Consider the following 14,235-nt stretch of genomic DNA (forward strand, 5'->3'; position numbering starts at 1 on the left):
AACCGACCCGGAACACCATCCCTTCCATGCCCGTAAACAACGGGTGTCCTGTCGCCGCCGGCCCGGCATTCCTTTTCATTCAGTATTAATCCCGGGCCCCTTGCGGCGCCAAGGGACCCTCACTCCCTCCGGGGGGGTGCCGCGCTCTTTTTTCATCGCAGGTGACCGTCATGTTCCGAAAACTCCTCCGATCCTACCGCGAAGCGTTCTCCGGGCTCCCCCGGGACGCCTGGCTCATCGCCGCCGCCGAGTTCGTCAACCGCTGCGGAACCATGGTCCTTTTCTTCCTCGTCCTCTACCTGAAGCTGCGACTCGGCTTTTCGCTCCCCGCCGCGGGGACCGTCCTCGGCGCCTTCGGCGTCGGCGCCCTGGCGGGGGCCTGGCTCGGCGGCGCCCTGTGCGACCGCGCGGGGGCCGTCCGGGTGCAGGTGATCAGCCTTTACGCCGCGGGGGCGCTGTTCGTCCTGATCGGCTTTCTCCGCGACTACACCACGCTGGTGTCGGCCGTGTTCCTGCTGGGGATCTTCGAGGAAGCCCTGCACCCGGCCGGCGCCACCGCCCTGGTCTCCGCCTGCCCGCCGGACCTGCGGACCCGGGCCTTCGCCCTCCACCGGCTCGCCGCCAATGCCGGGGTCACGGTGGGCCCGGCCCTGGGCGGGGTCCTGGCCATGGTGGACTACGGCCTGCTCTTCTGGGTGGACGGCGCCACCTGCCTGGCGGCTGGCGTCCTGCTCCAGGCCTGCTTCCGCGGGCGCACGGGGCGCCGCCCCGCCGGCGGCGCCGCCGTTGACGTCCCGGCGGCCGCGGCGGCGCGCACGCCCTGGCGGGACCCGGCCTTCCTCTGCCTGGCGCTGCTGATCTTCGGGGTGTCCGTGGTCTTCTGCCAGCTCTTCGGCACCTTCCCGCTCTTCCTGCGGGAGGGGTACGGCTTCCCGGAGTCGGCCATCGGGCGGCTGATCGCCGTGAACACCGTCCTGATCATCCTGACGGAGATGGCCCTGACCAAGGCCCTCGAGCGCCGGGCCCCGCTGCCCCTGGTGGCGGCCGGCGTGTTCCTGGTGGGCCTGGGTTTCTCGCTGATGCCGCTGGGGTCCGGGTCGCTCTTCGCCGCTCTCACCGTGGCGGTCTGGACGGTGGGCGAGATGCTCTCCATGCCCTTCGTCATGGGGTGGGTCGCCAACCGCGCGGGCGAGGGCGCCCAGGGGGCTTACATGGGGGTGACCAGCTTCTGCTTCGCCCTCGGGCTGACCGTCGCCGCCCCGCTGGGGACCTGGGCGTACGCGCGCCTCGGGCCGGGGCCGTTCTGGGCCGCGGTGGGCGCCCTGTCGGCGTTACTCGCGGCGGGCTTTCTGCTGCTGCACCGATGCACTGCCGCGGGACCGGTGGAGACGCTCGCCCCCGCGGCGGACGTCACCGAAGCCTTCGAGACCCTTTCTCGATGACCACCCGGGGGACCGCCGAAGTCCCCCGGGCATTCTCACCAGGAACAGGCGTCTGCGCCCGGATTGCAAGCGACGGGCCATCAGAAGATTGCCGTGCAATTCCGCCCTTCGACCGGCTCCGTGCCTCTGTGAGAGCCGTTTCCGGATGTTCTCTCACGGGGGCACGGGGAAGACGCAAAGCGCAAAATCGTGAAAAAACGAAAAAAAGTTCGGAAGTTTCCTGTTGAAAACGTTAGTGGCTCGATCGGAGAGATCCTGTCGTCCGGCTCCGTGCCTCTGTGCCTCCGTGAGAGGCATTCCGGATTTTCGTCCACCGTTCACGGGGCACGGACACCCGCGCCGGGACGGCGCGTGCGAACGTGGGCGCGTGCAAACATTGGCGCGTGCGAACGTCAGCGGGCGCGGAGGAAGGCGCCCAGGGCGCGGCAGAAGGCGTCGCCGAACTGGTGCCGGAAGGCGTCGCGGTTGACAGGGCCGTCGTCGCGGAACTCCTCCTTCCGGAAGAAGGGGATCTCCAGCGAATTCAGCCGGAAGGTGTCGCGGTCGATGTCCACCCGGAGGCGGAGGTTCGCCCGCACCTCCTCCGCCGGTTCGCCGTTGAAGACCACGTAGACCGTCACGCTCTTCGAGCGGGCGATCTCGAGGGGGTCGTAGGGGCGCCCCTCGGGCACGTACTCCCGGAGCACCTCCCGGACGGCCTCGGGCGCGTTGCGGACCATGAACCACGTCCGGATCTCCGGCAGCTCGTTGGAGACGGCGCTGATGACGTTCCGAACGAAGAGCGCGATGTAGAAGTACTCGGGGATCATCTCCCCGGGGTCCTTGAGGAAGAGGCGGAGGTGCGAAAAGTCGAAGACGTACGCCAGGGCGCAGTTGTAGAAGGAGCTGTCGTCCCGCTTCAGGAAGAGGATGTCGTTCTCCGCGTACTTCACGCAGAAGAGGTCTGCCTTCCCCAGCTCCTCGCCCATGTAGATCAGCTCGGTCTTGAGCATGTGCTCGGGCTCGCCGGGCTCCGGCGTGATCTCCGAGTAGCCCCCCGTGGGGTAGCGGCTCGCGGAGTGCCGGCGGAAGAAGCTGCCCAGGACCGTGCGCAGGCGGAAGTTCTCGCGGTCCACCCGGTCGCGGAGCCAGCGGAACCGCTGGAGGGCCAGGAGCAGTTCCCGCGCGGTGTCGGGGAGTTCGAGCACCCGGATGCGGGCGCGCTCCCGGAGCCGCGCCAGGAAGCGCCGGTCGTAGACCAAAGATTCCAGGACATTCAGGTAGTCGGCCATGGCGGCCACCTCGCCGGGCCCCGGCGCCTGCGCCGCGGCGGCGCGCAGCACGGACGCGTCCAGGAAGAAGGACGCCTCCTTGGCGTCCAGGATGTTCACCGGGGCCGACAGCCCTTCGAAGAGGAGCGGGACCAGGACCTCCGGCGACCGGTCCCTCGGGGCGGCGCCGCCCTCTTCCCCCTCCCGGTCGTGGCCGAGTTCCCCCGCCGCCACCTCCACCGCCCGGACGGAGCGCCCCAACAGCGTCACTTCTTCCGGGCCCAGGGCCGCCTCGGCCCGGGCCGGGTCGTAGGACAACGTCACCCCGGACAGCGCCAGGCGGAAGAAGTGGAACAGGTGGAAGGGCACGAAGACCAGGGTCTCCCGCAGGTAGGCCGCGTAGCCCGTGAGCGAGACCTCGATCTCCTGCTCCACCGGCGTGGCGAGCCGGATCGCGAAGTCGAAGAAGGGCCCGGGGACGGCCATGGCCTCAGTTCCTCACCAGGATATCGTCCACGGCGGTCCGCAGGCGGTCGAAGTCTTCGTCCTCCTCGCCGATGTACTTGAGCACCGCCAGGTTCTCCGTTCCCAGCGTCCCGTCGCCGAAGAGGAAGGCGTGCGCCCGCAGGAGCTTGTAGATCTTGATGACCTTCCGGTCGCTGATGAAGACGTTCAGGTCGTTCTTGAAGACCGCCAGGGTCTTGATGACCAGGTCCAGGATCCGCGACGGCGCGAAGGCGGCCATGTCCGCTGTCGCGTTGGTCCAGCAGGACTTCAGGTAGGCCCGGACCGCCAGGAAGTCCTCGAAATGGAGGAAGTCGACGGGTTTCACCGTGCTCCCCTCGTTGGCCAGCCCGCGCCGGATGAGCTCCAGGAAGCGCTGCTCCTGGACCGGCTCAGTCTTGATCTTCAGGGTGAACCGGTCCTTGAGCGCCTTGAGTTCCTCCTCCACCGACACCGAGTTGGTGGCCGCGAAGAGGAGTTCCAGGGGCACCGGCCGCGGCCGCCCGCCCTGGTAGAACTTCTTCTCGTTGATGATGGTCAGGAGGACGTTCAAGATGGCGCTGTTGGCCTTGAACACCTCGTCCAGGAAGACCACCCGGGCCTCGGGGAGCTTCCCCTCGGTGTTGCGGATGAACTCCCCCTCGTTCTTGAGCCTCAGGATGTCCACCGGGCCGATGATCTCCGAGGGCTCGGTGAAGCGCGTGAGCATGTACTCGAAGAAGTCCCCTTCCCGCTCGTAAAGCCCCAGGAGCCGGACGAACTTCACCACCATGTCCGACTTGGCCGTGCCGGGCTCGCCCACGAAGAGGAGGGGTTCGCCGGCCACCGCGGCCAGGACCATCATGTCCACCTCCTCGTCCTTCCCCACGAACCACTTTTTCAGGGTCCCGGCGAACTCCAGGATGTCGCCCCGCTTCGCCAGCACCGTGTCGATGTTCCACTGTTCCGCCATCCCGACCTCCAAAAGGACATTTTCAACCACGAAAACACGAAGGAGTTTTTTTCAACCACGAAATACACGAAATACACGGACGGAATTCATAACCACGAACCACACCAACCACACGAACGGGATTCAGGAGTCCAGACGTGATGTCCAAAAGGCCACGATTCAAGAAGTCCTGATGGTGATCTCACAGGGGCACAGAGGCGCGGAGAAGAGTCATAAGGCTTTTTGATTCTGTTACATACAATACACATTTCTCCGTGCCTCCGTGCCTTTGCGAGAGAAAAAGGCATTTTGAAGAGAAGTCAGTCTTGTTTTTTCGATCGTCGTTCCTCCGCAAGTTCTCCGCCCTCTTCGATCCGTGTGAACCCGTGTTCATCCCTGGTGGATACCTGATTTCGACAACCCGTGTGTCCGCGTTGTTCGTGTGGTTCGTGTGGTTCGTGGTTCCATTCATCCGCTCAACCCCGATTTCCCGGGAAAAGCCTGTCCGTGTATTTCGTGTATTCCGTGGTCCCTCTCATGTTTCGATCTTTGTTTTCCCGCCCGGGGCTGCCGTCGGCGGTTCCTCGCGCCGGGACTCCGGCGCGGCGCCGGGGTCGGCGTCCACCTGCACGTCCGCGTCGGGGCCGGCCAGCTCGCGGACCAGCCGGTCGTGGGCGCGGTTGTGGCGCCGGAGGTCGATCACCTTCTGGTCCATGTCCACGAGGATCTCGTGCCGACCGGTCTTCTTGTCGTACACCACCGTGATCTTAGCCCTGGCCATGCAGCACCTCCCGGATGTCGTCCGCCCCGAGGGTCTTCCGCTCCAGGAGCATCTCCCGGAGCCTCAGGATCGTCTCGCGCCCCGCCGTCACCAGTTCCTCGGCCCGACGGGAGGCCGACTGGATCATCCCGTTCACCGTCTCGTCCACCTTGACCTTCCAGGCCTCGGACAGCTCCGCCTTGCCCTCGAAGCTCATGGGCCCCAGGTCGCTGAACCCGTAGACCTCCACCATGGCCCGGGCCACCTGGGTCGCCCGCTGAATGTCCGCCGCGGCCCCCATGGAGAGGTCCCCCAGCAGCACCCGCTCCGCCGCGCGCCCGCCCAGGAGGGTGACCAGGTAGTTGTCCATGTCCTCCCGGTTGAACTGGTAACGGTTCTCCTTCAGCGCCGACTCCGTGATTCCCAGGGAGTCCTCCGTCTCGGCCAGGATGGACACCTTCCGCACCTCGCGGTCCGGTATGAGCCGCGCGATCGCCAGGGCGTGGCCCGCCTCGTGCACCGCCACCACCCGCTCCTCGGCCGGCGACAGGGCGATGCGCCGGGTGGAGAGGCCCAGGGCGCGGTCCGCCGTCTCCCGGTCGGACGGCCGGCCGGTCTTCACCTGTTCCCGCTTGAGGAAGCGGGCCACGGCGCAGAGGTGGTCGCCCGAGAACCGCGTGCCCCGTTCCCGGTCGATCCAGTCGCCGGTCTTCTCCACGAGGTAGTCCTTCAGCGCCGGCGGGAGCCCCATCTCGTACTTCCGGTCGTAGATGGCGAGGATCTCGCGCCGGGCGGCCTCGTCGGGGTAGTCGATGCAGACCTTCAGCTCCACCCGTCCGGGCCGAAGGAGGGCCGGGTCGATGGACTCGAGGAAGTTGGTGGTCCCCACGAAGATGACCAGGTTGTCGGACCGGAAGCCGTCCAGTTCGGTCAGGAGCTGGTTCACGATGGAATGCTCCACCCCCGCCCCGCCCTGGTACATCCCCCGGGTGGGCGCCACGGCGTCCAGCTCGTCGAAGACCACCACCGCCGGGGCGTTCTTGCGGGCCTGGAAGAAGATCTTGCGGATGCGCTCCTCGCTCTCGCCGAACCACCGGGACTTGATCTCGGGCCCGCTGATCACCTGGATGGAGGCGTGGATCTCGCTTGCCAGCGCCTTGGCGAAGAGGGTCTTGCCGGTGCCGGGCGGGCCGTGGAAGATGATCCCCCGCGGGATGAGCTGCTCCATCTGGCGGATCCGGGCGGGGTCCTCGATCCCCTCCAGCGTCTCCAGGACGGAGAGGATGTTCTCCTTCAGCTGGGTCTTGACGGCCGCGTAGCCGCCGATGTCCCGGTCCAGGCGGATGTCGGGGATCTCGAAGCCCTCGGTGACCGTGAAGTGCCGGACCTGGTCGATCACGGCCTCCCGGGGCCCGGACGCCGCCAGGATCCGCGCCTTGTTCCGCCGGACGGCCTCCATGATCTTCCGGAACTTCACGGCGTTGAGGCCCGAGGTGTACTTGAAGAGCGTCAGGGGCGTGACGCCCGCCGCCTCCAGGAAGCCCTTCTCGTCCTCGGCCAGGAGGTCGCTGCGGAGGTTGTCCCGGGTGATGCCGGAGAACCGGACCCGGGAGGGGAAGTAGTCCTGCAGGCTCTTGTGGCAGGTGAAGCCGGGGTCGAAAAAGCCCACCACCACCGTGTCCGGGTAGGAGGAGAGGACCTGGAGGAAGAGCTTGGTGACCCCCGTCAGGCCCGAGTCCGCCGCGGTCATGAGGTCCAGGTGCGGCAGGAGGAAGATCTTGTCGGCGGACTGGGCCACCTGGGTCTCGAACTCCTTGAGCATGGCGGCGTAGGTGGGGTCCTCGGCGTTGAGCTTCGCCCCCACCAGCCGGGCGGTCGTGCGGCGGCCGGGCGAGCGGTCCCGCACGGAGCGGGCGATGGCCTCGCAGACGGGGGAGAGGAGGTCCTTCTCCACCTCCACCAGGGTGGAGAGGCCCCAGAGCGCCCGGTCCGCGACAGTGACGATCTCGTCGCGGTAGACCCGGGCCACGATGGCGTTGACGTCCGGCGCTTCCGGTTCCAGGTACGGCTCGTTCATGGCGCCGCCTCCAGCTCGATGCTCACCACCAGCTCGCCGTCGGTCTCGGACCGGGTCACCCGGGCGGCGGGGTCGAGGGCCCGGGCCTTCTCCACCACGGCGTCGGCCACGGTGGCGGGGACGTACTTCCGGAGGAACTCCCCCCGGACCTTCTCGATCCGGCCCTCCAGTTCATCGGTAAACTCGCGTCGGATCCGGCCGGCGATCCGCCGGCGCGCGGCGTCGAGGTCCTCTTCCGGCTCCGTCTCGCCGGTGCGCGGGGCTTCCCGCTCCAACGCCACCGTGACGGTGCCTGCGGCGGGGTCGCAGACCTCGCTCCCGCCGGTGGACCGGCGGGCGACCTTGTCCCCCTCGGGCACCCACCCGTCGCCCAGGAGGTGCTTCCGCAGGATCTCGCCCAGGCGCTCCCGCGGCAGGAGGCCCGGCAGCCGCAGGTCGAGGGTCTCCTCCCCCGCCAGCGTCAGCTCGATGTTCAGTTTCACACGTCTCCGAAGGCTCACGTTTTTCCTCCTTCCCAACTCATTCCCCACTCCCCTCCCATCGGGGTCGGTATCGGTATCGGTATCAGTATCGCAATCGGTATCGCAGTCGCCATCGCCGTCGCAATCGGTATCGGTCGCTCTCGGCATCCCTATCGCCCCCGACTACGAAACCCGATCTCTCCCCGCCCTGAAATTCAACCACGAACCACACCAACCACACGAACCAAGAAGTCAGGAGGCAGGAGACCGGCGATGGCAATTGGCCTGTTCACGGCAGTCGGAGGCGCCTCTTCTCCGTGCCTCCGTGCCTTGGTGAGAGAAATTCCGGAAGGGTCTCTCACGGAGACACCGAGGCACGGAGGGCGCGCCGGGGAGGTTCCCGCACCCCTCCGGGGTGCAGAGCGTCAGAGGCGTCCCTGACCGGTGGGAGCACCGCCTCCGGCGGAGCACCCACCGGCTAATATCTTCTATCCCTTCGGGATAGGCGCAATACCGGTTCGACATGGTCACGGTTTCACCTCGCTCACCGGTTTTCCACTCCTCCTCGATCACCGCTTGTCCGCTCCTCCTCGCCATGGGAATCGCCGGCGTCGCGATCCCGGTGGCGGCTGTATCCGATTCCACCCATGACGGGAAGCCCTCCGAACCCGTCTGAACTCTCTAGACTGCGATTGCGATCGCCATTGCGATCGCCATTGCGATTGCGACTGCGATTGCGATACCGATTCCGATACCGATTCCGATACCGATTCCGATACCGACCCCGATGTGAATCCCTCCGGACCTACAGCCTACAGCCTACAGCCTATAGCCTACAGCCTATAGCCTACAGCCTAATGCGTCGGCTTGAAAAACGCCCGCACCTCCCCCACCCGCAGGGCGAAGAGCAGCTCCGCCAGGTCGTCCAGCGTGCCGCGCCCCGCCACGGCGTTTCGCACCTCCAGACGGCGGCAGGTGCCGCCCTCGTCCCACAGCAGGTGCAGGGACGTCACGTCGAACACCCGCCGCAGGATCGCCGGCGGCAGTTCGGGGGAGAGGACCCGCCCCGTCCGGACGTAGACCACGTCCTCGAAGACGCTGTGGTAACGGCCCTGCGCCAGCGACCAGAGCGCCTCCCCCCGCGGCCCCGTGAAGCCTTCCCGGGCGAAGAGGAGGATTCGCCGGCCCTCCGGCGTCGAGACGAAGAGGAACGAGAGCCCGAGGGGCTCCAGCGACGCCCGCTCGGGGCCGGCGTCCAGGCGGTCGAGCCCCAGGAGCCGGCAGAGGTCCTCGTAGTCCGCCGGGTCGAAAACCAGGAGGGACGGCGGGGACGTCCGCCCCGGCACGAGCCGCAGGGGCACCCCGTAGGTCCGCTCCGCCCCGCGGGTCGCCACCGTGACCGGGGGGAGCCGCGGGACCACGGACTCCAGCAGGTTCCGCGCCTGCCGGCGGTCCAGCCGGGTCACGGAGCCGTCCCGGCGCAGCAGCCGGTCCGACTCCATCGCCGCCAGCGCCTGCCACCCCCAGGGGACGAAGGCCCCGCCCTCGTCGCCATAGAACGTCTCGACCCCCGCGTCCAGGAGCTTCAGCACCGTGTAGGCCCCCACGGGACGGGCGAGGACCAGGGGGTCGGGCCCCTCGAACAGTTCGGCCACCGCGGGGGGCCACAGGCACAGGGTGCGCACGGCTGCCTCCAGCCCGTCCGCCCCGGGCGCCGCCAGCACGGTGCAGGGCTGCCGGAGCCGGTGGAAGGAGTTCTCCCTCACCAGCCGCACGGCCGGTTCGAAACGCCCGGGGTCGAATCCGTTCAACGCCATCGTCACACCCTCAGCGTGAATTCCCGGAGCCGGATCGCCGCCAGCTCCTCCTCGACCACCTTCTGTAGCCGCCACTTCTCCCAGCGGCGGCACGTGAAGCGGAAGTCCTCCTGCTTCATGGAGAAGGTCCGGAGAAAGTGCTTCAGGTTGGTCTTGACCTCGCCCAGGAGCCGCGGGGTGGGGAAGAGTGCCTGCCGCTCCAGCCGCTCCAGCCGCCCCAGGATCCGGGAGACGATCCCCATCTTCTCGTTCGGGGAGAAGTGCAGCATCTGGCAGAGGACCTCCATGAGGACGTCGCGCCGGTCCACCTCGTTGCCCAGCTGCTCCTGCTGGCTCTCCGTCAGGACCTCGATGAAGGCCAGGAAAGCGCCCAGGTCCCCCGTGGCCTCGTAAACCGCCCGCTCCAGGGCGATCTGAACGATCCGGGCAAAAAAGAGTTCCCGCTGGTTCACGATCCTGGGGATGAAGACCGTGCGGATGACCGACAGGATGGCGCGGGCCGGGTCACGGAACCGTTTGTCGGCGGCAAAGCGCACCAGGTTGTGCCGCAGTTCGTGCCGGACCAGGCGGATGGGGGCGTACCGACGGATCTTGTCGCTGGTGCCGAAGGCGTCGATCACCCGGCCCAGGAACCGGAAGTAGCGCTCCGCCAGGGCCGGGTCGGCCCGCTCGCCCCCCGCAAAGGTAAAGACCCGCTTCAGCGCGTCCACGAAATCGTCGTAGATCCCGTCGTCCAGGGGGTCCGAATCCAGGTAGTCCTCCAGCCGGGGCCGGTCGTACGGATCCCGGGCGGGCCGTTCGTCCTCCTTGAGCGAACCGTCCCGGAAATCCGCGGGCTGCCGGTCGTCGGCGGGGTCTCCCCCCAAGGCGTCGATCCGCCCCGTCACCGCCTTCATCTGGCCGACGAGCGAGCGCTCCGTGAGGCCGAACACCTTCACGAGGTCGTCCACCGGCAGTTCCTCGATGAACTTCGGGAGGTCCGTCCCGAAGGCGAGGCCGTCCTCCTCCAGGTCCCGGAGCAGTTCGTCCCGCTTCCCGAAGGCCCAGAAGTAGTCGAACCGTGCCCGGGTGCTGAAGAAGACGTGGCTCCAGCGGGCCTTCAGGTTGAGCCGCACCGGCGGGTCCTCCCGCCCCGTCTCCTCCTGGAGCAGGAAAGCCACCTGCGGGCCGAAGCGTTTCACCCAGGCCCGCAGGGCCGTGTCGCCCCGCAGGCGGTCCAGCAGCGACCGGTCCTTCCACAGCGCGTTGAGGAGGCAGATCTGGGCGTCGGCACGCAGGGCCTCCAGGCGGGTGGAGGGCAACTCCTGCTCCTGCAGGGCGTTGGTCTCGATCCACGAGCGGACGCGCCCCTCCCCGTCCATCGACAGGCCGGCGAACTTCAGGAAGAGGGCGAACCAGGCGCCGGGGTCGTCCTCGGCCAGCGCCGCGATCTCCGCCGCGGTGCCCCCCGGGAGGGGTCCCCGGGACAGGGCCGCCGGCAGGGGCTTCGCCTCCAGGGGGTCAACGGGCTCCGGCAGCCGGACCGGCGACGGCGGCAGGTTCTTCCCGGCGGCGGGCGGCGGCGAAACGGGCCGTTTCGGCCGGGGGCCTTCGCGGACGCCGGCGGCGGAAACCGCGGAGGCACGGACGGGCCCGAACCCCAGGTAGGCCCGGGACAGCTCCCGGTGACGCAGCGGCTCGGCCTCGACGGTCTCCGGGAGCGCAAACGTCAACAGTTCCCCCAGGGGCTGGTGGAAGCGCTTCGGGAGACAGGTGACGGCGAGGCCGCCGTCCGGGCCCTCGTCCAGCAGGACGTAGCCGGGGTCGTCGGGGAGTTCGACGGACGAGAGCAGAAAGTCCGGCTTGAAGTCGGGGACCGGGAGCAACTCCCGCCGGATGTGGACGGCGGGGTGTCCCTGGTAGCGGATGAAGCAGACTTCCAGGTCCTCCGGCGGGAAGTAGGACTCGATCCCCGGCCCGAAGAGGGCGACCCGGCCGTCCCCGAAGGGGAGGGCGCCGAAGGCGGAGTAGACGGCGGCGAAGTGGCAGCGGGCGGGAAACAGCCGCAGGGCGCCCTCCTTCAGGACGGCGGCGTCGCAGCGGCGGGGCACGCTCCCGCGCCGCCGGATCCGGATGTCCAGCATCAGCTTCACGGGGCACCCCCCAGTTCGTCGAGCTGGCCCATCCGGTGCGCCAACCGGTCCCGAAGGCCGTCGTCCAGGGTCTCGAAGAGGGCCCGCTTGGCGTCGCGGTGCGGGTCCCCCAGGGGGTCCACCCGAACGTCCAGGAGCCGGGCCAGGGGGGTGAACACGCCCCGCAGCCGGCCGTACAGGGCGTTCCGGTCCTGGATGGTCTGGGTGGCGTCGCGGATGGCCTGCCGCGCCCCCCCCAGGTCGAACTCGAGGTAGAAGGGGATGAAAAAGGTCATCAGCGGGTGGCGCCCTTCCCGGTCCATCCAGGCGAAGACGGTCTCCAGGAAGCCGGCCAGGCCGTCGAGGCGCTCCGGCAGGGCGTTCGCCTTCGCCGCCCGCTGGATCGCCAGCCGGGCGCGGACCGCGAACGTGCGCTTGAGGAGCGGGAAGACCAGTTCCCGGTGGGAGGTGTCGGGGGACGGGAGCGAGGGCAGGCCCAGCTTGCGGGCCCAGCGGCGTGCCGGCGGCTCCGGTTCGGGCAGGAGTCCCTTCACGCGGCCGTCGGAGGGGTAGGTCTCCGGGTCGGTGAGGGCGGGGTTCCAGCAGGAAGTACCGGGGACCGCCCGGCCCGGCGCCCACTCCCAGAAGGTGTGGGCCAGTTCTCCCGCCACGGCTTCCCAGAGCGTGGGCCCGCCTGCGTAACCCGGTGCCTCGGGGGGTTTCGCCGCGTCGGCGGTGAAGAGGCGCGTGGCCAGCCTGCGGAGAAAGCGGTCGGAGAAGGCCGTCGGCGCCGGGATGGCGAAGAAGGGGACCCGCTCGTACCCCCCGGCCGGCCGGGGGATCGGGATGCGCTCCCGGTCCAGGCGCTCCGCGCTGGCCAGGTAGTGGAACATCAGGAGACGAAGCAGTTCGCCCCACGCGGCGAGTTCCGCGGCGGTGAGGGAGAGAAGGCCGTCGAAAGGCGAGGTCCTGGGCGCGGTAAAATCGTGGCCGGGGCGGGGACGAAAGCCGGGCTCCCGGAAGATGTCGGCCAGGTCCCGGTGATGCCCGATCCGCCGAAGCGTGGTTTCCCGCAGGGAGTTCAGGGGGAGGGCGAAGCAGGGATCGGCGCTCACGGCGCTCCCTCCGTCCTCGGGTTCCCGCCCACTCCTTCCACGATCACCTGGATCGATCCCACGATCCCTCCCCGATCGGCCATCCGGTTCCTTCCCTCCATCCTACCCGCGTCGGCATCCCGAATCAACGGAAAGCTGAGGCACAGGGAAGACACAGTTCCCATCGCACGGAGGCATCGCTCGACCGCCCCCATGTCATGGATCATTCATGAAGCTCGAAGAGACCGGCTCGGTAACGGCCACGCGTCCGGCTCCGTGCCTCCGTGCCTCCGTGAGAGATCATTCTGAGGCTCGGCCAGGCTCAGTCGGCGTAGGGCCCGAGGACGCCCGGGAAGCCCGTGATCTCCACCTCGCCGTCCCGGACGCGGACCTCCAGCCGGTTGGGCCCGGTGAGATCCCCGGGCCCGAGCCCGGGCCCGAGGACATGGACCCGCTGGTTGTCGGACCCGCGCAGGTAGAGCCGGTCGGTGTGACGCTCCGCCAGGTAGGGCCCGTCCACCAGGGCGTCGGTGCCGGCCAGGACCGCGTCCGTCACCGGGTCCCGGCGTGCCCGGAGCGCCTCGAGGGTGTGGCCGGTGAAGAGGAGCACGTCCAGGCCCAGGCCGCGGGCCGCGGCGACGATCCCCCGCAGGGCCTCCGGCTGGTCGAAGGGCTCACCGCCCAGGAGGGTCACGCCGCGGAGGCCGTGCCGGTCGCGGGCCGCCCGCAGGCGCGCGGCCACGTCCCCGACGGTGGCCCCGTACCCCCCGGCCGGGTCCAGCATCCCCGGGTTGGCGCACCCCGGGCACCGCAGGGAGCACCCCTGGAACCACAGGGCGTAGCGCTTCCCCGGCCCCTCCGCTTCCGTGCACGCCGCCTCGTCCGCCAACCGGACGGGGACGTCGTACGTTCCGGCGGCCGGCGTCGCCCGGGTCTTAACCGACGGAATCGATCCTGCACCCATCGCCGACCTCAACATTACCCAAGCGAAGTCAGGGGGCTTTTTCTGCCGACCTCACGCCCCCCCGTTTTCATCCGGCTTCTTTCGTGTGGTTCGTGTGGTTCGTGGTCAGGATCCGGTCTATTCCGTGTGGGGCCTTCCTGACAGTTGGGGGGTCGGCTTCGTCTCCCCGAATTCCTTCATCTGCTCCTGCATGCGCTTGTAGGCGTGCTGTACCGCCGGGTCCGAGCGGAACCGGGCATACTTCCGGTCCACGGCCCGGGCGGCGTCCGAACTGCTGATCTCCTTGATGATCTTCTGGAACTCCTCGAGGGCCGGGAGCACTTCCTTCGCGGCGTCCCGGTTGCGGGGGTTCTGCAGTTCCGGGTGCGTGATGCGGAACTGCTCCATCCGGTCCTGGAACTTCTCCATCGCGTCGCAGAAGCGCTCGATCTCCGCGGCGAATTCGGCCGGGCTCTCCGACGAACTCAGCTCCGTCGCCAACCGCCGGAAGGCGTCGGTCATCTCGTTGAGGACGTCGACCCCGTCGTCGAAACGCCGCACGATGGGCTGGGCGTCACTGCCGGAGAGGCTGAGGAGGGGCACCGCGGGCCTGTCGGCAGGCTTGACCGCGGGCTTGTCGGCGGCGTTCCCCGGCGGGGGCGCCTTCTCCTGCGCGGGAGGCTCGTCCGTGCCGGCGGGAATGGCGCTCAAGGCACCGAAGGCCACGACAAAAACGACGGCGAAACACCAACGCATCCGGTTCATACTCACCTCCGGCGGATTGTTCTGCGGGCACGGCGGCAGGAGTCGCAGGTCGCTTCATTATACACCGCCGCAAACACCCG

11 protein-coding genes are annotated in these 14,235 nt (G+C 68.6%); 1 reads left to right on the forward strand and 10 read right to left on the reverse strand.

Features of this window, described 5'->3' with window-relative positions; all coding sequences use genetic code 11:
• Positions 1 to 170: 170 nt before the first annotated feature.
• Positions 171 to 1,442, forward strand: a complete 1,272-nt coding sequence (locus tag KA419_14770; GenBank protein ID MBP7867197.1) for an MFS transporter — start codon at positions 171 to 173, stop codon at positions 1,440 to 1,442.
• A gap of 392 nt (positions 1,443 to 1,834) precedes the next feature.
• Here KA419_14770 and KA419_14775 read toward each other — a convergent pair whose 3' ends face one another.
• The 10 genes from KA419_14775 to KA419_14820 all read right to left on the reverse strand — a co-directional run bounded on the left by KA419_14775 (position 1,835) and on the right by KA419_14820 (position 14,155).
• A complete protein-coding gene (locus tag KA419_14775) occupies positions 1,835 to 3,178 on the reverse strand; it encodes a hypothetical protein (protein ID MBP7867198.1) in 1,344 nt (447 codons plus the stop codon).
• A gap of 4 nt (positions 3,179 to 3,182) precedes the next feature.
• Positions 3,183 to 4,148 (reverse strand): AAA family ATPase, encoded by a 966-nt coding sequence (locus KA419_14780; GenBank protein MBP7867199.1) that lies wholly within the window; start codon positions 4,146 to 4,148, stop codon positions 3,183 to 3,185.
• Between the two features lie 514 nt (positions 4,149 to 4,662).
• Positions 4,663 to 4,908, reverse strand: a complete 246-nt coding sequence (locus tag KA419_14785) for a hypothetical protein (GenBank protein ID MBP7867200.1) — start codon at positions 4,906 to 4,908, stop codon at positions 4,663 to 4,665.
• Positions 4,895 to 6,964, reverse strand: coding sequence for an AAA family ATPase (locus KA419_14790; GenBank protein MBP7867201.1), 2,070 nt, complete (start codon positions 6,962 to 6,964; stop codon positions 4,895 to 4,897). Before KA419_14790 ends, KA419_14785 begins: the two co-directional genes overlap by 14 nt.
• Positions 6,961 to 7,464 carry a hypothetical protein gene (locus tag KA419_14795; GenBank protein ID MBP7867202.1) on the reverse strand — a complete coding sequence of 168 codons (504 nt, stop codon included), beginning with the start codon at positions 7,462 to 7,464 and terminating at the stop codon, positions 6,961 to 6,963. The genes KA419_14790 and KA419_14795 overlap by 4 nt, the downstream gene beginning before the upstream one ends.
• Positions 7,465 to 8,279: 815 nt before the next feature.
• Entirely contained in the window at positions 8,280 to 9,242 is a 963-nt protein-coding gene (locus KA419_14800; GenBank protein ID MBP7867203.1) for a hypothetical protein, read from the reverse strand.
• Positions 9,243 to 9,244: 2 nt separating this feature from the next.
• The gene (locus KA419_14805) at positions 9,245 to 11,374 is read right to left on the reverse strand and encodes a hypothetical protein (GenBank protein ID MBP7867204.1); all 2,130 of its coding nucleotides are present in this window, start codon (positions 11,372 to 11,374) and stop codon (positions 9,245 to 9,247) included.
• Positions 11,371 to 12,468, reverse strand: coding sequence for a hypothetical protein (locus KA419_14810; protein MBP7867205.1), 1,098 nt, complete (start codon positions 12,466 to 12,468; stop codon positions 11,371 to 11,373). Before KA419_14810 ends, KA419_14805 begins: the two co-directional genes overlap by 4 nt.
• A 301-nt stretch (positions 12,469 to 12,769) precedes the next feature.
• Positions 12,770 to 13,411, reverse strand: coding sequence for a radical SAM protein (locus tag KA419_14815; GenBank protein ID MBP7867206.1), 642 nt, complete (start codon positions 13,409 to 13,411; stop codon positions 12,770 to 12,772).
• A 117-nt stretch (positions 13,412 to 13,528) separates the two neighbouring features.
• Positions 13,529 to 14,155: a hypothetical protein gene (locus KA419_14820; protein MBP7867207.1), complete on the reverse strand. Its 627-nt coding sequence runs from the start codon at positions 14,153 to 14,155 to the stop codon at positions 13,529 to 13,531.
• Between the last annotated feature and the right edge of the window lie 80 nt (positions 14,156 to 14,235).

Source organism: Acidobacteriota bacterium (assembly GCA_018001935.1).
Lineage (GTDB): Bacteria > Acidobacteriota > JAAYUB01 > JAAYUB01 > JAAYUB01 > JAGNHB01.